The organism is Frigoribacterium sp. MEB024 (assembly GCF_000878135.1).
Lineage (GTDB): Bacteria > Actinomycetota > Actinomycetes > Actinomycetales > Microbacteriaceae > Frigoribacterium.
Genome location: NZ_JXQZ01000028.1, coordinates 37,283 through 57,448, shown reverse-complemented (window position 1 = coordinate 57,448; position 20,166 = coordinate 37,283). Strand labels below are relative to the sequence as shown.

The window sequence follows — 20,166 nt, the reverse complement described above, 5'->3', positions numbered from 1 at the left end:
CTGGTCGGGGTGCGCTGCACGAGACGCGGTGTGGGGTGTCACCCGCGAGCGCGCGGCACCAGGCGCTCGAGCTGGGTGACGTGCCGGGGCTCGAGTTCGTCGAGGGAGTTGACCCCGAGCAGACGCATCGTGCGGGCGATCTCGACCGACAGGATCTCGATCGCCCGGTCGACGCCCTCGCGTCCGCCGGCCATCAGCCCGTACAGGTAGGCCCGGCCGATCAGGGTGAACCGGGCCCCGAGCGCGACCGCGGCGACGATGTCGGCACCCGACATGATGCCCGTGTCGAGATGGACCTCGGTGTCGGCGCCGACCTCCTTCACGACGTCGGGCAGCAGGTGGAACGGGATCGGCGCCCGGTCGAGTTGACGCCCGCCGTGGTTCGACAGGATGAGCGCGTCGACGCCGAGATCGGTCACGCGGCGGGCGTCGTCGACGGTCTGCACGCCCTTGACGACGAGCTTGCCCGGCCACTGTGATTTGATCCAGGCCAGGTCGTCGTAGGTGACCGTCGGGTCGAACATGGTGTTCAGCAGCTCGGCGACCGTGCCCGACCAGCGGTCGAGCGACGCGAACGCGAGCGGCTCGGTCGTGAGGAAGTCCACCCACCACCACGGCCGGGGCAACGCGTCGATGATCGTCTTCGGCGTCAGCGAGGGCGGGATCGTCATGCCGTTGCGCGAATCCCGGAGGCGCGCCCCCGCGACCGGGACGTCCACCGTCACCAGCAGCGTGTCGAACCCGGCCTTCGCCGCCCGGTCGACCAGCGCCATCGATCGGTCGCGGTCCTTCCACATGTACAGCTGGAACCAGTTCCGGCCCCCGGGTGCGGCGGCCGCGACGTCCTCGACGCTCGCCGTGCCCATCGTCGACAGGCTGAACGGGATGCCCGCGGCGGCGGCCGCGGCGGCACCCGCCTTCTCGCCCTCGGTCTGCATCATGCGGGTGAAGCCGGTCGGTGCGATCCCGAACGGCTGCTCGACCCGCCTCCCGAGCACGTCCCACCCGGTGTCCACCGTCGCGACGTCGTGCAGGATCGCCGGGTTGAACTGCACGTCGCGGAACGCCTGTCGTGCGCGTCGCAGCGAGATCTCGGCCTCGGCGCTGCCGTCGGTGTAGTCGAACGCCGCCGTGGGCGTCCGCCGCTTCGCGATGCGCCGGAGGTCCTCGATCGTCAGCGCCTCGCGGAGGCGCTTCGCCTTGAGGTCGAAGGTGGGCTTCTTGAACTGCATGAGCGGCGCGAGGTCGTGGAACTTCGGCAGGCGGCGGTCGACCATGGGGACGGTCCTTCCGGGTCGGTGGGGAGGGAGGAGATCAGGAGGCGCGGGCGGCGGCCGAGGACGCTCCCGACCGCGGGCGGTACGTCACGGGGGCGGACGAAGCGGCCACGAGCGCGCGGAGCGACTCGAGGGAGGACGAGCGGTCGACGAGACCGGCGGCCCGCGCCTGGACGAGTACGTTGCCGAGGGCGGTCGCCTCGACGGGACCGGCGAGCACGGTGCGGCCGGTGCGGTCGGCGGTCAGCTGGCAGAGCAGCTCGTTCTGCGACCCGCCCCCGACGACGTGCACGGTGCGGACCGTGCGGCCCGAGAGCCGCTCGGCGTCCCGGAGGGTCGCCGCGTAGGCCGCCGCGAGAGACTCGAGGATGCTCCGCACCGTCTCGGCCCGGCCCCGCGGGGGCGCGACGTCGTGCTCGACGCACCACGTCTCGATGCGTGCGGGCATGTCGCCGGGCGGCGTGAAGCGGGTGTCGGTGGCGTCGAAGACCGGGACGGGCCGGGTGACGGCGGCCGCCTCGGCGAGGAGGGCGGCGAGGTCGCTGCTACGCTCGGCGGCCGAGGTCCCCGAGCGGCTCCAGGCACGCATCGACTCGCTGAGCAGCCAGAGGCCCGAGACGTTCTTGAGGAAGCGCACGCGGCCGTCGACGCCGCCCTCGTTCGTGAAGCCGGCAGCCCGCACCTCGTCGCCGAGGAGGGGCGACGGCAGCTCGAGACCGACGAGCGACCACGTGCCGCTCGAGACGTAGGCGGCGTCGTCGCCCGCGAGCGGCACGGCGACCACGGCCGAGGCGGTGTCGTGCGAGCCGACGGCCGTGACCCCGAGGGAGGCCGGCGCCCCGATCGCCGCGGCGACCGAGGGCAACAGCGCCCCGAGTGAGGCACCCGGGTCGACGAGGGGTGCGAACAGGTCGGTCGCGAGGCCGAGACGACCGAGCAGCTCGACGTCCCACTCCCCCGTCACGGGCGAGAGCAGCCCCGTCGTCGACGCGTTCGTGCGCTCGGTGACGGCGGTGCCGGTGAGCCACCACGAAACGAGGTCGGGCACGAGCAGGGCCCGATCGGCGGGCTCGAGCACCCCGGCGGCGCGGTCGGCCGCGAGCTGGAAGACCGTGTTGAACGGCAGGTGCTGCAGACCCGTGCGGGCGAAGAGCGCGGCGGGCGCCACGACGGCGTGCACGGCCTCCACGCCGGCCGCCGACCGCTCGTCCCGGTAGTGGTAGGGGGCGCCGAGCAGGCGTCCGTCGCGGAGCAGGCCGTAGTCGACCGCCCACGAGTCGACGCCGACCGAGGCCGTACCGGGTTCGTCGCGGAGTGCCTGCGCGAGCCCCGCGGTGACCGACCGCCAGAGCCCCGTGACGTCCCAGTGCAGACCGACCCGGCCCGCGCCTCCGGCACTCGTGCCCTGACCGACGGGCCGTCCCTCGGGCAGCGTGACCGGCTCGTTCGCGAAACGGGCGACGTGCTGCAGCCGCACGCTGTCGCGGTCGACGTGGCCGAGCACGACGCGCCCGCTCGTCGCGCCGAGGTCGACCGCGGCGACGACGCCACCCGCGACCGGCCTGGCGGGCCTCATCGCAGACGAGTTCATCGCAGACGGGTTCATCGCAGGAAGGCCGCGGCGACCCCCGCGTCGACCGGCACGTGCAGCCCGGTCGTGTGCGAGAAGTCGCTCGTGCAGATCGCGTAGACGGCGGCGGCGACGTTCTCGGGCACGACCTCGCGCTTGAGGATGGTGCGCTGGGCGTAGAACGCACCCAGATCCTTCTCGTCGACGCCGTAGGTCGCCGCACGGTTGGCGCCCCACCCGCTGGCGAAGATGCCCGAGCCGCGCACGACCCCGTCGGGGTTGATGCCGTTCACGCGGATGCCGTGCTCGCCGAGCTCGGCTGCGAGCAACCTGACCTGGTGGGCCTGGTCGGCCTTCGTGGCGCTGTAGGCGATGTTGTTCGGCCCGGCGAAGACCGAGTTCTTCGACGAGATGTAGACGATGTCGCCGCCGAGGCCCTGGTCGACGAGCACCCGCGCGGCGTTCTTCGCGACGAGGAACGAGCCCTTCGCCATGACGTCGTGCTGCAGGTCCCAGTCGGCCTCGGTCGTCTCGAACAGCGACTTCGACAGGCTGAGCCCGGCGTTGTTGACCACCAGGTCGAGCCCGCCGAACGCGAGCAGCACCTCGTCGATCGACGCTTTGACCGCGGCCTCGTCGCTGACGTCGGCCGCGACGCCGCGGGCCACGTCGGGGCCGCCGATCTCGGCGGCGGCGGCCTGCGCCGCAGCGAGGTCGAGGTCGGCGACGACGACGCACGCCCCTTCGGCGGCGAGGCGGGTGGCGATGGCCTTGCCGATGCCCGACGCCGCGCCCGTGACCAGCGCGACACGCGTCGCGAGGGGCTTCGGCGCGGGCATCCGCTGCAGCTTCGCCTCTTCGAGGGCCCAGTACTCGATGCGGAACTTCTCGGCCTCGTCGATCGGCGCATAGCTCGAGACGCCCTCGGCGCCGCGCATCACGTTGATCGCGTTGACGTAGAACTCGCCGGCCACGCGGGCGGTCTGGGCGTCCTTGCCGTACGAGAACATGCCGACGCCGGGCACCAGCACGATGAGCGGATCGGCCCCGCGGATGGCCGGGCTGTCGGCTGTCGCGTGGCGGTCGTAGTAGGCCTGGTAGTCGAGGCGGTACCGCTCGTGCAGTTCGCGCAGTCGGACGATCGACTCGTCGATGCCGGCATCGGCGGGCAGGTCGAGCAGCAGCGGCGTAACCTTCGTGCGCAGGAAGTGGTCGGGGCAGCTGGTGCCGAGGGCGGCCAGGCGAGGGTGCTCGGCGCTGGACAGGAAGTCGAGCACCTCGGCACTGTCGGTGAACGAGCCGACCTGGGGCTTGTCGGTCGAGACGAGCCCGCGCAGCACGGGGGCCAGTGCCGCCGCCTTCGCCCGGCGTTCGGCCTGCGGCAACGCGGTGTAGCCGTCGAGCTCGGGGCCGAACGGTTCGGGCCGCGAGTGCCGGTCGAGATGGGCCTGCGCGGTCTCGATGATCCACAGCGAGTTGCGCTCGGCTTCGTCGCTCGTGTCGCCCCACGCGGTGATGCCGTGACCGCCCAGGATGGTGCCCCGCGCCTCCGGGTGGGCTGCCTTGACGGCGGCGATGTCGGCGCCGAGCTGCCAGCCCGGCCGACGCCACGGCACCCAGACGACGGCACCGCCGAAGATCTCGGCGGTCAGGCGCTCGCCGTCGGCGGCGGTCGCGATCGCGATGCCGGCGTCGGGGTGCAGGTGGTCGACGTGGGCCGCGTCGACCAGCCCGTGCATGGCCGTGTCGATCGAGGGTGCCGCGCCGCCCTTGCCGTGCAGGGCGTAGTCGAAGGCGGCCACCATCTCGTCCTCGTGCTCGACCCCGCGGTACACGGTCGCGAGGCCGCGCAGCCGGTCGAGGCGCAGCACCGCGAGACCCGGCTCGGTCAACGTGCCGAGGTCGCCGCCGCTGCCCTTGACCCAGAGCAGCTCGACCGGCTCGCCCGTCGCCGGGTCGGTCGCGGTGCCCTTGGCCGAGGTGTTGCCGCCCGCGTAGTTGGTGTTGACCGGGTCGGCGCCGAGGCGGTTGCTGCGTGCGATCAGGTCGGCGGGGGTGGTGGTGCTCGTGGTGGTCATCACTCGTTCTCTCTGGGACGTCGGTGGTCGGTGCGGGGTGCGGCGGCTCAGGTCCAGCTGAGCTGCTTGCCGCCGACGCGCTCGGCGGCGAGGCGTTCGGGCGTGCCGCTCGCGAGGTAGGCGGCCATCGGGTCGCGGGGCAGGCCGCGCGACTCGCGCCAGTCGGCGAGGGCCGGGCGGACGTCGGTGTAGAACGCGTCCATCAGCACGGCGTTCGCGCCGAGCACGTCGTGGGAGGCGCGGGCGGAGTCGAGCGCCGGACGGTCGACGAGCAGGGCGCGCGCCGTCATCTCTTGCACGTTCAGGACGCTGCGGATCTGGCCGGGGATCTTGTCCTCGACGTTGTGGCACTGGTCGAGCATGAACTGCACCGGCGAGCCGACGTCGAGTCCGCCGCCGTCGACGACCTCGAACAGGATGCGGAACAGCTGGAACGGGTCGGCCGCCCCGACGATCAGGTCGTCGTCGGCGTAGAAGCGAGAGTTGAAGTCGAACGAGCCGAGCTTGCCGAGGCGCAGCAGCTGCATGACGATGAACTCGATGTTGGTGCCCGGGGCGTGGTGGCCGGTGTCGAGGCAGGTCAGCGCCCGGTCGCCGAGGGCGCTCACCTGGGCGTAGCTCGTGCCCCAGTCGGGCACGTCGGTGTGGTAGAACGCCGGCTCGAAGAACTTGTACTCGAGCACGAGCCGCTGCTCGTCGCCGAGGCCGGCGTAGATCTCGGCGAGCGACTCGGCCAGGTGGTCCTGCCGCTGGCGCAGGCTGTCCTGCCCGGGGTAGTTCGTGCCGTCGGCGAGCCAGATCTTGAGGTCGCGCGAGCCCGTCTCGTGCATGATCTCGAGGCAGCGCAGGTGGTGGTCGACCGCCTTGCGGCGGACGGCCGCGTCGCTGTGCGCCAGGCTGCCGAACTTGTAGGCGTCGTCCTGGAACGTGTTGGAGTTCACCGTGCCGAGCGAGACGCCGAGCCCGGCCGCGTACGAGCGCAGGGCGCCGAAGTCGTCGACCTCGTCCCACGGGATGTGCAGCGCCACGCTCGGTGCCAGGCCGGTGTACTCGTGCACGCGGGCGGCGTCGGCGATCTTCTCCTCGGGCGTGCGCGGGGTGCCCGGCGTGCCGAACACCTTGAACCGCGTGCCCGAGTTGCCGAAGGCCCAGCTGGGCAGCTCGATGGCCTGGCGCTCGAGCGTCGGGGCGATGGACTCGAAGGTGGTCATGATGCTTCTTCCGTCGTGGTGGTGTGCGTGTGCGGGGTGCGGTAGCGGCCACCGCCGGCGAGGCCGAGTTGGGCCTCGAGGTTGAAGACCTGCGTCAGCAGCTCGAAGCCCTCGTCGGGCGGGGTGCCGTCGAGCGAGGAGAAGAACTCGGCCATCGAGGCCTGCCAGCGGGCGTTGACGTCGGTGCGGGCCATGGCGGCCTGGGCGGAGTCGAGCGAGAGCGCCTCGACGTAGCCGACCAGCAGCCCGTCGGGTGAGGCGAAGAGCGAGTACGAGTGCCACCCACTGTCGTGCAACGCCTGCAGCATCTCGGGCCAGACCTCGGCGTGACGTCGCGCGTACTCGGTCAGGCGGTCCGGAGACACCTGCAGGCGGAAGGCGTAGCGCTCGTGGCCGTCGGCGGTCATGCCGGCTTCTCCGTCGGTCCGAGGCTGCGGGCGAACCCGTCGGCGTCGTCGAACGGAGCCGAGACGTGCCGGTGATCGATGCCGAGCAGAGAGGCGGCCGCGGCGACCTCGCGGGCGACGTGCCCGACGCAGAGCCCCCAGTGGTGCCCGATGCCGGTGCGCGACCACTGGTCGACCCACTCACCGGGGTCGCCGCCGAAGTCGACGCGCGAGGTCGTGTTGCCGATCGCGAGCAAGGGTCCGGGGACGACCTCGCCCTCGCTCGTGACGAAGGACAGCGCCCCGTCGCGGTCCTGCCCGAGGCCGAACGTCGTGACGGGCCCCGGTTGCACGTCGAACTCGACGCTGACCCCGTAGCCGCGCTTGCCGTGGAAGACGCCGAGACCGCGGAGGATCGGCCGCGACGACGAGATCGCGAGGTGCGCCGGACCGTCGTGCCCCATCTCGACCACGTCGTCGTCGAAGTTGATCGCCTGGATCTCGGTGAACGAGCCGCCGACCCCGAGGGCCTGCGCCGCGAGCATGGCGACCGACGTGCGGAGTTCGTACTCCCCCACCGCGGGCAGCCCGCGGGCGTTGAGCAGGGAGGCCCCGAGGATCATCCCGGCCCCGAGCCGCTCGTGCTGCTCGCCCTCGAGCCCCCGGTGGTAGTAGGCGAGCGAGTCGAGGTCGAAGTCGGCCACCAGCCGGTCGAGCCCGACCGAGACGCGGGCGCCCCAGTCGAAGTCCTCCTGGTCGACCGACGCGTCGACCTCGAACACCTCGCGCGCCAGGCCGACCCGCTCGCGCACCTCGGCGTCGGTGACCGCGTCGACCCGTACCCGCAGGTCGTCGAACTCGAGGACCTCGACGTGCGAGCCGAAATGCGTGGAGAGCAGGGTCAGGTCGGTCGAGACGTCGAGCATGCCCGGGTACAGGTGGCCCATCAGGCCGTGTCGCGCCTCCCGCAGCCGGGCGCGGACGCCGGCGGCGTGCACCCAGCGCTCGATCCGGGCCCAGGCTCGTTCGCTGCGCAGGTGTCCGGTCACCGAGCGGAACTCGATGCCGGCCCGGCGGAACACGTTGGCGACCTCGGGCACCGGGCACTGACCGCAGTAGGCCAGCCAGAGGCCCGTGTCGAAGCGGTCGTGGTCCATCTTCTCGCTCGGCTGCAGGTCGATCGCGAGCACGGGCACACCGGTCCGCTGCGCGATCGGCAACACCATGGACGAGGTCAGGTAGGTGGTGAGGAAGACGACGATCAGGTCGCAGTCGGCCGTGCGCAGCGTGTCGGCCGCGACCCGCGCCTCCTGGGCGTCCGAGATGAATCCGGTGTCGACCACCTCGGCGTCGAGGCCGCCGAAGCGGTCGACGACGTAGCGGGTGGATTCCTGCAACTGGGGCAGCAGCCCGGGGAACTGCGGCCAGTAGGTGCCGAGCCCGCCGGCCACCAGACCCACGCGCGTGCGACGGCGGCGGAAGGGGGGCAGCAGGTCGCCGACCGGCGAGGCGGTGGTGCTCATGGGTGATCGCTCCGATGCGACGGCGCCGAGGAGGCGCGGGTCCGGTGTCGAGGGAGGGTGCCCGGAGGCGGCGGGTCGGGTGGTGACCCCGCCGCCCCGGTCACCGATGACGACTAGAAGTCGTAGTCGTCGATGTTGTCGGCGGTGAACTCGGTCGGCGGTCCGACGATCACGATGCCGTCGGCGCCGACGGTGCGCTCGCCGAGGTCGCCCGCGGTGAACGTGTCACCCTCTTCGCCGGTGATGGTGCCGTCGACGAGTGCCTGTCCGGCGTAGGCCGCGACCTCGCCGAGCTGGGCAGGGTCCCACAGGGCGAACGCCGTGACGGTGCCGTCCTTGACGAACTCGCGCATCTCGTTGGGCAGGCCGAGGCCGGTCAGGGCGACCTTGCCCTTGTACTCGGACGTCGACAGGTAGCGGGCCGTGGCGGCGATGCCGACCGTGGTGGGCGAGATGATGCCCTTCAGGTCGGGGTTGGCCTGCAGCAGGCCCTGCGCCTCCTGGAAGGACTTGGCGTCGTCGTCGTCGCCGTACACGGTGCTCACGATGGTGATGCCCGCGTAGTCGGGGTTGGTGTCGACCTCTTCCTGGATGTACTTGATCCACTCGTTCTGGTTCGTGGCGTTCGCCGTCGCGGAGAGGATCGCGATGTCGCCCTGTCCGCCGATCTGTTCGCTCATCTGACGGATCTGGATGAGGGCGACGTCCTTGGCCTCGACCTGGCTGACGAACACGTCGCGGTAGTCGGGGTTGGTGTCGGAGTCGAACGCGACGATCTTCGCCCCACCGTCACGCGCCTCCTTCAGGGCCGGCCCGACCGCGTCGGGGTCGTTCGCCGCGATGACGATCACGTTCGTGCCCTGCTGCGTCAGCGTGTTGAGGAAGGTCACCTGCGACGAAGCACTGGCCTCGAGCGGACCGACGACGCTGTAGTCGTAGCCGATCGCCTTCGAGGCCTCCTCGCCGCCGCCGAGCACGACGTCGGTGTACGGGTTGTTGAGCTGCTTCGGCACGAACGCGATCGACTCGGTGCCGCCCGAGCCGGAGCCCGAGCTCGCGTCGTCGCTGCCGGCCGTCAGGGCGCAGCCCGAGGCGACGAGCGTGACGGTGGCGAGGGCGGCGACGGTGGCGGCGGCGCGCCTCAGGGTGCGGCCGCGGGGGAAGGTGGGGAACTCCATCGTTCTGTCCTTTGCTGTGGGTGGGAATCGGGTGGCGGTGGGCGGGAGGGAACGGTCAGGAGTGCGCGGCCGAGGCCGCCAGCACGTCCCTGGCTGCTCGTCGCGCCCGGGATCTCTCCCGGGCGACGGCGATCAGGCTCGGGGTGACGACGCTGCCGACGAGCAGCAGACCGGTCACCACGTTGAGGACGACGTCGCTGATGCCGCCGAGCCGCAGCGCGTAGCTGATGCTCGAGATGATCAGCACGCCGGCGACGACGCCCGGGATCGACCCGCGCCCGCCGAAGATCGAGACGCCGCCGAGCAGCACCGCGGCGATGACGGCCAGCTCGATGCCGGTGGCGTTGTCGCTGCGGGCGCTCGAGTAGCGCAGCGTCCAGTAGATGCCGACCAGGGCCGAGACGACGCCGGTGGCGACGAACATCCAGAACTTGGCCCGACCGACGTGGACTCCGACGAAGCTCGCGGCCTCGGTGCTGAAACCGATCGCGGGCAGGGCCCGGCCGAACGAGCTCTTGTGCAGCAGCACCCCGAAGAACACGATGATCGCGAGCACGCCGACCATGACCGTGGGGATGCCCGTGCCGCCGAGCTTCGACGTGAAGAACGACGTGAGGGCGGGCGGGAAGTTCGCGACCGCGTTGTCGCCGATCACCACGAGGGCGAGACCGCGGTAGAGCGCCAGGGTGCCGATCGTCACCGCCAGGCTCGGCAGCCCCACCGTGGTGACGAGGGCACCGTTGACGGCACCGCACACCACGCCGATCAGCACGCAGACGACGAAGATCTCGGGGATGCCCCAGCCCGCGGCCCAGAGCACGCCCATCACGGCACTGGTCAAGCCCGCCGTGCTGGCCACCGAGAGGTCGATCTCGCCGGTGATGATCACGAGGGCCATCGGCATCGCGATCATCAGGATCGGGATCGCGTCGAGCAGCAGGAACCCCGTGGTCTGCACGCTGGCGAACCGCGGCACCGTCAGGGCGCAGACCAGCAGCGTCGCGAGCAGCGCGTAGACCATGATCGCGCCGCGACCGGTCAGCAGCCGACGCCGGCGCAGCACCTTCTCGGCCGCCGACTCGGTGTCTCGCGCACCCGAGGGCGGACGCGACGAGGAGGCGCGGGTGGCGTCGACGGCGGGAGCCCCCGTCACCGAGGCGGTCGTGGTGGTGGTCCGGTCAGGCATTGGTGGCCTCGCTCGTGCGCAGTCGTCGGGCGGTGCGGATCGAGGCGATCCGTTCGACGAGGATGGCGGTCAGGATGAGGATGCCGACGATGGCCTGCTGCCAGAACTTGTCGACGCCCAGGGCGGTGAGGCTGCTCGTGATGGTCGTCAGCAGCACGGCGCCGATCGCCGCACCGACGACGCTGCCCGAGCCGCCGAAGATCGCGATGCCGCCGACGACGGCCGCCGCGACGATGTCGAGTTCGAGGCCCGTACCGGTCGTCGCCCCCACCGAGTTGAAGCGCGAGGCGTAGAGCACGCCCGCCAGTCCGGTCAGCGTGCCGTTCAGCACGAAGGCCGTCAGCACGCGCTTGCTCACCTTGATGCCGAACAGGCGGGCAGCCTGGTCGTCGGAGCCGATCGCGTAGAGGTCGCGGCCGGGGCGGGTGCGAGCCAGGAAGATCGCGACGAGCACGACGACGACCACGGCGATGATCGTGATGATCGGGATGCCCAGCACCGTGTCGACCGACAGACGACCGAAGGCCGCGGGGCGGTCGCCGGCGAAGTACTGCTGCCCGCCGGCCCAGGCGTTGTTGAGGCCGCGGTAGATGTAGAGCATGCCGAGGGTGATCACCAGCGAGGGCACCCGCGCCACCGTCACCAGGAACCCGTTGACGGCCCCGAGCAGGGCACCGATCGCGAGCCCGATGAGGAACACGAACACGAGGGGGATGCCCGGCGCGGCGTTGAACACCGTGCCCGTGGCGAAGGCCACGAGACCGAGGATCGAGCCGACCGAGAGGTCGATGTTGTTCGTGATGATGACGGTGCCGAGACCGACGGCCATGATCACCGTGATCGTCGCGTTGAGCATGAGGTCTTTCACGCCCTGCGGCGACACGAACAGCGGGTTGGCGATCGTCGTGACGATCACCAGCACGATCAGGGCCGAGGCGACGGGCACCTCGCGCTGCTTGACCAACGACGCGAACGGGCTGCGGCCCGTCGTGGGGGCGAGGGCGTGGGACGTGGTCATCGGGCAGCCTCCGTGGTCGGGGTCGGGGTGGCGGTGCCGGTCGGGATGGCGGTGCCGGTCGGGTCGGCGGTGCCGGTCGGGGCGTGCTCGGTCAGGTCGGTCGCACCCGAACCGGTGGCCGCGTGCATCACGCGCTCGGCGGTGGCCTCCGCCCGGTCGAGCGTCGCGGTGAGGCGGCCCTCGTGCATGACGAGCACGCGATCGGCCATGCCGAGCACCTCGGGCAGCTCGGACGAGATCATCAACACGGCGATGCCACGCCCGGCGAGGTCGCTGATGAGCCGGTGCACCTCGCTCTTCGTGCCGACGTCGATGCCGCGGGTCGGCTCGTCGACGATCAGGAAGGTGGGATCGGTCGCCAGCCATTTGGCCAGCACGACCTTCTGCTGGTTGCCGCCCGACAGGGTCGACACGGGCAACTCTCGGCTGCCGGTCTTCACCTGGAGGCGTGACGACCAGTCGGCCGCCGCCTCGCGCTCGCGGCGGGCACTGACGAGGCCGAACCGGCTGAGGGTCTTGCGCAGGGTGAGGGTCGTGTTGCGGCTGACCGACATGTCCATCACGAGCCCCTGCTTGCGGCGGTCCTCGGGCACGAAACCGATCCCGGCCGTGATCGACGCCATCGGGTCGCGCTTCGGCAGCGGACGCCCTGCGATCGTCACGCTGCCCGCGTCGTAGCGGTCGATGCCGAACACGGCCCGGGCGACCTCGGTCCGGCCCGCGCCGACGAGCCCGGCCAGGCCGACGATCTCGCCTGCCCGCACCTCGAACGAGACGTCGTGGAAGACGCCCTGCCGCGTCAGACCGTCGACGCTGACGACGGTGTCGCCGACCCGCGCATCCTGCTTGGGGAAGAGCTGGTCGACGTCGCGCCCGACCATCGCGCGGACGATCTCGGCGGTCGTGACATCGCCGGTGGCGTGCTCCGAGATGAAGGCGCCGTCGCGCATGACCGTGATGCGGTCGCTCAGGCCGAAGACCTCGTCGAAGCGGTGGGAGATGAACAGGATCGCGCTGCCGCGGTCGCGCAGTGCCCGGGCGACGCCGAACAACCGCTCGACCTCGACCCCGCTCAGAGCGGCCGTCGGCTCGTCCATGATCAGCACCTTGGCGTCGAGCGAGATGGCCTTGGCGATCTCGATGATCTGCTGGTCGGCGATCGAGAGGCCCTCGGCGACGCGGTCGGGGTCGATCGGCACGCCGAGACGCTCGAACAGGGCGCGGGCGTCGGCACGCATGGCGGCCCGGTCGATGAACCCGAAGCGCGAGGTGGGCTGGCGCCCGACGAAGATGTTCTCGGCCACGGTCAGGTCGGGGAAGAGCGTGGGCTCCTGGTAGATGACGCTGACGCCCGCAGCCTTGCTCTCGGCCGGGCTGCGGAACACGATCGGGTGCCCGTCGAAGAGGAAGTCACCACTGTCGGGCTGGTGCACGCCGGCGAGGATCTTGACCATCGTCGACTTGCCCGCGCCGTTCTCGCCGACCAGCGCGTTGATCTCGCCGGCCCGGAGCTGCACGCTACCGCTGGCCAGGGCGACCACGGCACCGAAGGTCTTCCGTGCCCCGCGCAGTTCGAGGACGGGAGCCGTCGGCGAGAAGCCGGGGGGCGTCGGGTCGATCGTCATCGATCGTTCTCCTCATCGAGAAATGAATCGTTTCAAAGTGGGTCGGGGACGACACTAAGGGCAGGGCCGGACGGCGTCAAGCACCAGTTCCGTCACGGGCGCGTCGCACCCCGACGGCGCTGCCCCGACGCGGCGGCACCGCCCGCCCCGACGGCGCCGCCGCCTAGACTCGGCCCGGTCGGCCCGGTGTCGACCCCCCGGCCGTCGGCCGGCGCGAACGGCCACGATCAGGAGGCGCGGGTGGAGTCGGTCAGCATCCGCGACGTCGCGACGACGGCGGGGGTCTCGGTCGGGACCGTGTCGAACGTGCTGAACCACCCGGCCAAGGTGAGCCCGGCCACCGTCGACCGGGTGCACGCGGCCATCGACCAGCTCGGTTTCGTCCGCAACGACGCCGCCCGCCAGCTGAGAGCCGGCGCCAGCCGCGCCGTCGGGCTGATCATCCTCGACGGCAGCAACCCGTTCTTCAGCGACCTGGCACGGGGCGCCGAGACCGCTGCCGAACAGGCCGGTCGGGTCGTACTGCTCGGCAACAGCGACCAGCAAGGACAGCGCGAGGCGCATTACCTCGACCTGTTCGAGCAGAACCGCGTGCTCGGCATCCTCATCTCTCCCGTGGGCGACGTGACCGAACGCCTCGCGAGGTTGCGTCGGCGCGGCACGCCCGCCGTCCTCGTCGACCGGCAGGCAGGGCTGACCCCGTTCTCCTCCGTCTCGGTGGACGACGTGCGAGGGGGACACCTCGCCGTCGAGCACCTCGTCGAGATCGGAAGACGGCGTCTCGCGTTCGTGGGTGGGCCCCTCGGCCTGCAACAGGTCGCGGACCGCCTCGACGGCGCCCGGGCGGCCGCGCGGTCGGCGGATGCCGAGGTCACCCTCGAGGTCGTCGAGGTGCCCGGCCTCACCGTCGAACACGGGCGGGCCGCAGCCGCCGAGCTGATGGCGAGGCCCAGGACGGAACGCCCGGACGGCATCTTCGCCGCGAACGACCTCGTGGCGATGGGCGTCCTGCAGTCACTCGTGATGCTCGGCGACCTCCGGGTGCCCGGCGACGTGGCACTGATCGGTTACGACGACATCGACTTCGCCCGGGCCGCCGTCGTGCCCCTGAGCTCCATCCGCCAACCCAGCACCCTCATCGGTCGGACCGCCATGGACATCCTCCAGGACGAGATCGACGACCCGACCCGCGAACCACGCCGCGTCGTCTTCGCGCCCGAGCTGGTGGTCCGGGCGAGCACCGTGCCCGGGTCCCCGCCGACGTCCTGACGGCGGGGCCCGACCTCGACCTCGACGGGTCAGGCCGTGCCGACCTCCTCGGCGACCGGGCAGGTCAGCTCGTGACGCCCGTGCCCGACCTCGAGAACGGTCCCGTCCGGCAACGAGACCTCCCCGGTGGTCCCCACGGGCAGCGTCACCGTCAGGTGGAACGCCTCGCCCGCCAGTCGCCAGGCCGCCGAGACCTCGCCGTACGGCGAGAGGTGTCGGCCGGACGCGTGCGTGAGCCCCCCGCCCGGGCGTGGAGCGAACCTCACGCGTCGCCACCCGGGCGCCGCGGGCGCGAGGCCTGCGACGGTCGCGTGCATCCAGTCGGCCACGGCACCGAGCGCGTAATGGTTGAAGCTCGTCATCTCTCCGGGATTGACCGTTCCGTCGGGCAGCATGCTGTCCCAGCGCTCCCAGATCGTCGTGCCACCCATGTCCACCGTGTACAGCCACGAGGGGCACGAGCGCTCGAGCACCAGGTCGTAGGCCCGGTCCACGTGCCCCGCCCCGGTCAAGGCCGGAGCCACGACGGGTGTCCCCGCGAAACCCGTGGCGATGCGGTTGCCGGCGGCGGTGACGAGCTCGGCGAGACGGTCGCCGGCCGTCCGGGCATCGTCTCCTCGGACGAGCCCGAACTCGAGGGCGAGGCCGAGGGCGGTCTGCGCATCGCTCGTCGTGCGACCCCGGCCGTCGGTGTAGCGACCGACGAACGCGACCCGCACCTCGTCGGCGACGGTGTCGTAGTGGGTCGCGTCGGCGGTCCTCCCGAGGACCCGTGCGGTCATCGCGAGGTGCCGGGTCGACCAGTAGAGATAGGCCGTCGCGACCAGGTGGCGGTCGGTCAGCGCGTCGGCCGGGTCGTCCGGAGGCGCAGCGGGGTCGAGCCAGTCGCCGAGTTGGAAGCCCTCGTCCCAGATCCGGTCCTCACCGGCCCTCGAGACGATCAGGTCGACCCAGGCCTTGGCGGAGTCCCACTGGCGAGCCAGTACCCCCGCGTCGCCGAAGCGCTCGTAGAGGGTCCAGGGCGTCAGCACCGCGGCGTCACCCCAGACGGCCCCCGGCTCGATCGGCTCCCACGAGGGGCCGCCGGGGATGCGCGGCACGAACCAGGGCACCGTGCCGTCGGGAAGCTGGTCGACGGCGAGGTCCTGCAGCCAGGAGCCGAGCATGCCCGAGCAGTCGTACAGGAAGGAGGCGGTGGGCGCGAAGACCTGGATGTCACCCGTCCAGCCGAGTCGTTCGTCCCGCTGGGGACAGTCCGTCGGGATGTCGACGAAGTTGCCCCGGGTGCTCCAGAGCACGTTCTCGTGGAGACGTTCGAGACCGGGGTCGGAACACGAGAACCAGCCCGTGCGCTCCATGTCGGTGTGCAGCACGCGGGCGACCACCGCGGTCGGATCGAACTCACCCGGCCAGCCCTCGATCTCGGCGTATCGGAAGCCGTGGACGGTGAAGCGGGGCTCCCAGGTGACCGGCCCGTCACCGCGCAGCGTGACGACGTCCTCGGCGGCGGCCAGCCGCAGGGTGCGTCGGTAGAGCTCCCCGTCCTGCAGCACCTCGGCGTGACGCAGGGTCACGACCCGACCCGCCTCGCCGTCGACCGTGATGCGGAGTCGACCGACGAGGTTCTGCCCGAAGTCGAGCACGACGGTGCCCCGGGGGGTGATCCGGTGCGCCACGGGGGTCAGCTCGTCGGTGCAGCGCACCGGGGGCTGCTCGGGCGCGACGAGAGTCCGGGGGTCGCGCTCCCCCACGGTCACAGGGGTCCATCCCCGGCCGTCGCCCCCGACGGAGGACCATGCGTCATCGTCGAGGCGGAGGTCGTGGCGCTCACCGTCGTAGAGCCCACTGAACGAGATCGGACTCGCTTGCGCCTCCCACCGGTCGTCCGTCGCGACGACCACGCGCCTTCCGTCGGCGAGTTCGACCTCGAGCTGGGCCAGGAACGCGAGATCGGTCCCGTAGAGGTCGTGGTACCCGCCGTTGAAGCCGAGTCGTCCCCGGTACCAGCCGTCGCCGAGCCACGCCCCGAGGACGTTCTCGCCGGCGACCAGGAGGTCGGTGACGTCGTGGGTGCGGTACCGCAGGCGGCTGCCGTAGGAGGTCCATCCCGGCGAGAGTTCGTCCGAGCCGACCCGTGTGCCGTTCAGTTCGGCCTCGAACACACCGTGGGCCGTGGCGTAGAGCCGGGCCGAGACGACATCGCCGTCGAGCTCGAACGAGCGCCGGACCCGGGCGGGCCGCCGGTCGGTACCCGCCTCCTCGTCCCACGAGCCGCCCACCGGCCGGGCCTGCCAGTCGGACGGTGCCAGGAGGCCGGCCTCGAGGGCCGTCGAGGCGCTCCACGGCGACACCGAGCCATCGGCGCCCGAGACCCGGACGCGCACCTGGACACGCTGCCTCGATGCGAGGTCGGCGAAGGGCCAGGGCACGAGCACCTGATCGCGCGTCGAGATGACGGCCGTGGCCACTCGTCGCGCACCGGACTCGAGGGCGATCTCGACGGACTCCTGTCGCCAGCCGGTCGGCCCGTCGAGCTGCCAGCTCAGACGGGGACGCGGAGTGCCGAGACCCAGGGCCTCACGAGTGTGCTCGACGCGGAGGTCGATGACCGTCGTGCTCATCGTCATCCCTTGACCGCCCCTGCGGTCAGACCCGTCTGCACTTGCTTGTTGAGGAACAGGTAGATCACGAGGATCGCCCCGACGTTGAGGCAGATGGCTGCGAAGAGCGGTCCGTACTGCACCGATCCGAACTGGCCCGTGAAGTTCAGCAGGCCGACCTGCAGCGTGCGGAGCGAACCCGAATTGGTGAAGGTCAGCGCGATCAGAAGGTCGTTCCAGAGCATGAAGAACTGCACCAGCCCGACGGTGAAGAGCGCATTCCGCACCATGGGCAGCCCGACGAGGAAGAACGACCGGATGAGTCCGGCGCCGTCGAGGGTCGCTGCCTCGAAGATCTCGCGGGGGACGGCGCGGAAGAACGTCGCCATGAGGAAGACCGCCAGAGGCAGGCTCGTCGCGGTGTACGTGATGAGCAGCGGCCACAGTGTGCCGGTGAGGCCGAGACGAAAGTACGCCGCGAACAGCGGCAACAGGATCATCTGGGTCGGCACCATGATGCCGGCGAGGAACGTGATGAGGATCGCCCCGCGTCCCTTCCACACGAGGACCTCGAGGGCGAAGCCGGCCATCGAGCCGAAGAGCAGCACGAGCAGCAACGACGGGAAGACCGTCAGGACGGAGTTGAGCGCGTACTGCGCGAAGTTGCCCTGAGTCCAGGCGAAAACGTAGTTGTCGAGATTCCATTGCCGGGGCAGGGCCCAGACGGGCTGTTCGAGGAACTCGGTCTGCGTCTTGAACGAGCCGAGCAGCATCCAGACGAGCGGCCCCAGGACGATGACGAGGAGGAACGCCACGAGCACGCCGCTGACGACCTGCCCGAGGCGTCGTCGCGGGGCCCGACGCCGACGCGGTGCGGGACGACGGAGGGGCGTGGCCGCGGGAGGGAGGGAGGTGTCGACTGAGGTCATCGGTCAGTCCTTCGTGAGGTCGCGTCGATTGGCGCGGAAGATGAAGACGGTCACCAGCAGCGACACGATCGTGAGCAGGAACGCGACGGTGCTGCCGTAGCCGTACTGGCCGAAACGGAACGACGTGTCGAACATGTAGATCGTCAGGGGGCTGGTCGACGTGCCCGGGCCGCCGTTGGTGAGGGCGAGGATGCTGTCGAAGACCTTCAAGGTGCCGTTGGCGGAGAAGATCAACGACGAGACGAGCACGGGCAGCGAGAGGGGCAGGACGATCCGACGGACCAGGCCGAAGCCGGACGCGCCGTCGATGCGGGCCGACTCGAAGACCTCTTCCGGGATGTCGAGCAGACCGGCGTAGAGGAGGACGCCGTAGAACCCCATCGACCGCCAGACGTCCATGACGATGATGACGAGGAAGGCCGTCCCTCCGTCCCCGAACCAGTCGACCGATGACAGCCCGACCGCTTCGAGGGCGGTGTTGACGAGACCGTTCTGAGGGGCGATCGCGAACATCTGCTGGAAGAGCAGCGCGACGGCGACGGTTGGCAGGACGACGGGGAAGAAGACCAGCGTGCGGACGGCGCTCGACCATCTCCGCAGCACGAAGACGTAGAGCAGCGACAGCAGGTAGCCGAAGCCGACCTGCAACACGGTCATCAGCACGGCGTACCGGATCGTCACGAGCAGGGCGTCTCGGACGCGCGCGTCGGAGACGAGCCGGACGTAGTTGTCGAACCCGGAGAACGTGAACCCCGTGATGGCGTTGCCGGTGGTGAAGGTGTAACCGAACGAGGCGACGATCGGGACGAGCATGACGACGGAATAGATGAGCAGGGCGGGACCGATGAGGATCAGGGTCGCGCGCCGGTCGCCGAGCAGGGGATTCATGAGTGGCCTTCGGGACGAGGGGCGGATCGGGTCGGGCGCGACGGGACGGGGACGCGGCCGACGCGCCCCCGTCCCGTCGGGACGTCAGCCCAGGTCGCCCTGGACGAGCGTCATGAACTCCTCGGCCGTGATGGCGCCGGTGACGAGCTGCGCCGCGTTCTGCTGGGAGGTGGTCGTCGCCTGCGTGCTGAAGTACGCCTCGAACCACGGGATGGTGGTGTCGGTCGCCGCGATCCGGTCACGGACCTCGGTCGTCAGCGCGTTGCTCGCAGCGTCGCCCGAGACGGTGAAACCCGAGATCCGGCTGCTGTCCTCGAGTGCCACCTGACCGTAGTTCTCGGCGATGCAGGCGATCCACGCCTTGCTGTCGTCGTTCAGCACGCTCGGGTTGACGGTGAACGGCAGACCGACGTTGGCCACGAGCTGGCTGCTGTCCCCGTCGCCGCCGTCGACGTCGGGGAACGGGAGGTAGCCGATGGAGTCCTCGCCGATCTGGTTCGCCGTGTCGTCGGCGAAGTTGCTCAGGACCCAGCTACCCATGTAGAGCATGGGCGAGCTGCCGTTGAGGAACTGGTTGATCGACGTGTCGTAGTCGATCGAGCCGACGCCCTCGCCGAAGTAACCGGAGGCACCGAGGTCGGCGACCTGTTGGGCAGCGGCGACGTATTCGGGGTCGGTGAGGTCGGCGTCGCCGTCGGCGACGGCCTGCAGGGCGTCGGGTCCGAGCTCGCGCTCGATGAGGTTGCCGACCAGGCGGGTCAGCGGCCAGCCCTGCTCGCCACTCGCGGCGAAGGGGGTCAGACCGGCGTCCTGGAAGGTGCCGGCCGCGGCGACGACGTCGTCCCAGCTCTCGGGGACGCCCACACCGTTCTCTGTGAACAGGTCCTTGTTGTACCAGATGCCCTCGATGTTGTACTCGGTCGGCAGTACCAGGAACTCACCGTCGTAGAGCGACTCGACGGTCGACCGCGCGGCGGGCTCGATCGAGTCGGCCACGCCCAGCTCGTCGAAGAGCTCGTCGAAGTGGGCGACGAAGCCGGCGTCGTCGAGCTGCTGGACGAGCTCGTTCGTGTCGACGGCGTACATGACGGGCAGTCCGCCCTGTCCGGCGAGGAGCTGGACCTGCTGGTTCAGGTTGGTCTGCGGAACGGTCTCGACCTTGAGCGGCATGGCCTCGTTCTCCGCCGCGCAGGCGCCTTCGGCGAGAGTCTGAAGCGTTGCAGGGACGACCTCGTTCTCGACATTGCCGAGGACGGTGAACTCGGTGGCGGCCTGACCCGATCCTCCACCGGAACATGCGGCGAGACCAGCGATGGTGAGGCTGGCGACGGCGAAGGCGGCAGCACGGCGTGAGGTGCGGGACATCATTCCTCCTTGAATGGTGAGCGCTTCAAATAGTTGAAGCGCTTCATAATCAACCGAGAGGTT

Annotated in this window: 15 protein-coding genes; 1 reads left to right on the top strand and 14 read right to left on the bottom strand. The window is 70.8% G+C overall.

Annotation, left to right across the window (positions count from 1 at the left end):
- Window positions 1–38: 38 nt before the first annotated feature.
- From SZ60_RS06655 to SZ60_RS06610, 10 genes are all read right to left on the bottom strand, one after another.
- Window positions 39–1,277 (bottom strand): alpha-hydroxy acid oxidase, encoded by a 1,239-nt coding sequence (locus tag SZ60_RS06655; protein WP_043594750.1) that lies wholly within the window; start codon window positions 1,275–1,277, stop codon window positions 39–41.
- Window positions 1,278–1,314: 37 nt separating this feature from the next.
- On the bottom strand, window positions 1,315–2,853 hold the full coding sequence (locus SZ60_RS06650) for a rhamnulokinase family protein (protein ID WP_043594749.1): 1,539 nt from the start codon (window positions 2,851–2,853) through the stop codon (window positions 1,315–1,317).
- 26 nt (window positions 2,854–2,879) lie between these two features.
- Complete coding sequence (locus SZ60_RS06645) at window positions 2,880–4,925, bottom strand: bifunctional rhamnulose-1-phosphate aldolase/short-chain dehydrogenase (protein WP_043594748.1); 2,046 nt, start codon at window positions 4,923–4,925, stop codon at window positions 2,880–2,882.
- A gap of 47 nt (window positions 4,926–4,972) precedes the next feature.
- A complete protein-coding gene (gene rhaI / locus SZ60_RS06640) occupies window positions 4,973–6,136 on the bottom strand; it encodes an L-rhamnose isomerase (protein WP_043594746.1) in 1,164 nt (387 codons plus the stop codon).
- Entirely contained in the window at window positions 6,133–6,543 is a 411-nt protein-coding gene (locus SZ60_RS06635) for an L-rhamnose mutarotase (protein ID WP_043594745.1), read from the bottom strand. The genes rhaI and SZ60_RS06635 overlap by 4 nt, the downstream gene beginning before the upstream one ends.
- A complete protein-coding gene (locus SZ60_RS06630) occupies window positions 6,540–8,045 on the bottom strand; it encodes an L-fucose/L-arabinose isomerase family protein (protein ID WP_082059928.1) in 1,506 nt (501 codons plus the stop codon). Before SZ60_RS06630 ends, SZ60_RS06635 begins: the two co-directional genes overlap by 4 nt.
- A gap of 113 nt (window positions 8,046–8,158) precedes the next feature.
- Window positions 8,159–9,223: a rhamnose ABC transporter substrate-binding protein gene (gene rhaS / locus SZ60_RS06625; RefSeq protein ID WP_043594744.1), complete on the bottom strand. Its 1,065-nt coding sequence runs from the start codon at window positions 9,221–9,223 to the stop codon at window positions 8,159–8,161.
- Window positions 9,224–9,278: 55 nt separating this feature from the next.
- Window positions 9,279–10,409, bottom strand: coding sequence for an ABC transporter permease (locus tag SZ60_RS06620; RefSeq protein ID WP_082059927.1), 1,131 nt, complete (start codon window positions 10,407–10,409; stop codon window positions 9,279–9,281).
- On the bottom strand, window positions 10,402–11,427 hold the full coding sequence (locus SZ60_RS06615; RefSeq protein WP_043594742.1) for an ABC transporter permease: 1,026 nt from the start codon (window positions 11,425–11,427) through the stop codon (window positions 10,402–10,404). The genes SZ60_RS06620 and SZ60_RS06615 overlap by 8 nt, the downstream gene beginning before the upstream one ends.
- Entirely contained in the window at window positions 11,424–13,052 is a 1,629-nt protein-coding gene (locus tag SZ60_RS06610; RefSeq protein WP_082059926.1) for a sugar ABC transporter ATP-binding protein, read from the bottom strand. Before SZ60_RS06610 ends, SZ60_RS06615 begins: the two co-directional genes overlap by 4 nt.
- Window positions 13,053–13,292: 240 nt before the next feature.
- Here SZ60_RS06610 and SZ60_RS06605 point away from each other — a divergent pair, with 240 nt between their 5' ends.
- The gene (locus SZ60_RS06605) at window positions 13,293–14,321 is read left to right on the top strand and encodes a LacI family DNA-binding transcriptional regulator (RefSeq protein WP_043594779.1); all 1,029 of its coding nucleotides are present in this window, start codon (window positions 13,293–13,295) and stop codon (window positions 14,319–14,321) included.
- A gap of 29 nt (window positions 14,322–14,350) precedes the next feature.
- Here SZ60_RS06605 and SZ60_RS06600 read toward each other — a convergent pair whose 3' ends face one another.
- The 4 genes from SZ60_RS06600 to SZ60_RS06585 form a co-directional block, all read right to left on the bottom strand.
- Window positions 14,351–16,942, bottom strand: coding sequence for a glycoside hydrolase family 78 protein (locus SZ60_RS06600; RefSeq protein WP_043594741.1), 2,592 nt, complete (start codon window positions 16,940–16,942; stop codon window positions 14,351–14,353).
- Between the two features lie 2 nt (window positions 16,943–16,944).
- Window positions 16,945–17,850, bottom strand: a complete 906-nt coding sequence (locus tag SZ60_RS06595) for a carbohydrate ABC transporter permease (protein ID WP_043594740.1) — start codon at window positions 17,848–17,850, stop codon at window positions 16,945–16,947.
- A 3-nt stretch (window positions 17,851–17,853) separates the two neighbouring features.
- On the bottom strand, window positions 17,854–18,738 hold the full coding sequence (locus tag SZ60_RS06590; RefSeq protein ID WP_043594739.1) for a carbohydrate ABC transporter permease: 885 nt from the start codon (window positions 18,736–18,738) through the stop codon (window positions 17,854–17,856).
- A gap of 84 nt (window positions 18,739–18,822) precedes the next feature.
- Entirely contained in the window at window positions 18,823–20,103 is a 1,281-nt protein-coding gene (locus tag SZ60_RS06585; RefSeq protein WP_043594778.1) for an ABC transporter substrate-binding protein, read from the bottom strand.
- Window positions 20,104–20,166: the final 63 nt, after the last annotated feature.

What these genes read in the sequence shown, in the direction of transcription:
- SZ60_RS06590 (WP_043594739.1), bottom strand. Translation starts at nt 18,738, where the DNA reads ATGAATCCCCTGCTCGGCGACCGGCGCGCGACCCTGATCCTCATCGGT.
- SZ60_RS06650 (WP_043594749.1), bottom strand. Translation starts at nt 2,853, where the DNA reads ATGAGGCCCGCCAGGCCGGTCGCGGGTGGCGTCGTCGCCGCGGTCGAC.
- SZ60_RS06635 (WP_043594745.1), bottom strand. Translation starts at nt 6,543, where the DNA reads ATGACCGCCGACGGCCACGAGCGCTACGCCTTCCGCCTGCAGGTGTCT.
- SZ60_RS06585 (WP_043594778.1), bottom strand. Translation starts at nt 20,103, where the DNA reads ATGTCCCGCACCTCACGCCGTGCTGCCGCCTTCGCCGTCGCCAGCCTC.
- SZ60_RS06630 (WP_082059928.1), bottom strand. Translation starts at nt 8,045, where the DNA reads ATGAGCACCACCGCCTCGCCGGTCGGCGACCTGCTGCCCCCCTTCCGC.
- SZ60_RS06610 (WP_082059926.1), bottom strand. Translation starts at nt 13,052, where the DNA reads ATGACGATCGACCCGACGCCCCCCGGCTTCTCGCCGACGGCTCCCGTC.
- SZ60_RS06655 (WP_043594750.1), bottom strand. Translation starts at nt 1,277, where the DNA reads ATGGTCGACCGCCGCCTGCCGAAGTTCCACGACCTCGCGCCGCTCATG.
- rhaI (WP_043594746.1), bottom strand. Translation starts at nt 6,136, where the DNA reads ATGACCACCTTCGAGTCCATCGCCCCGACGCTCGAGCGCCAGGCCATC.
- SZ60_RS06620 (WP_082059927.1), bottom strand. Translation starts at nt 10,409, where the DNA reads ATGCCTGACCGGACCACCACCACGACCGCCTCGGTGACGGGGGCTCCC.
- SZ60_RS06600 (WP_043594741.1), bottom strand. Translation starts at nt 16,942, where the DNA reads ATGAGCACGACGGTCATCGACCTCCGCGTCGAGCACACTCGTGAGGCC.
- rhaS (WP_043594744.1), bottom strand. Translation starts at nt 9,223, where the DNA reads ATGGAGTTCCCCACCTTCCCCCGCGGCCGCACCCTGAGGCGCGCCGCC.
- SZ60_RS06595 (WP_043594740.1), bottom strand. Translation starts at nt 17,850, where the DNA reads ATGACCTCAGTCGACACCTCCCTCCCTCCCGCGGCCACGCCCCTCCGT.
- SZ60_RS06645 (WP_043594748.1), bottom strand. Translation starts at nt 4,925, where the DNA reads ATGACCACCACGAGCACCACCACCCCCGCCGACCTGATCGCACGCAGC.
- SZ60_RS06615 (WP_043594742.1), bottom strand. Translation starts at nt 11,427, where the DNA reads ATGACCACGTCCCACGCCCTCGCCCCCACGACGGGCCGCAGCCCGTTC.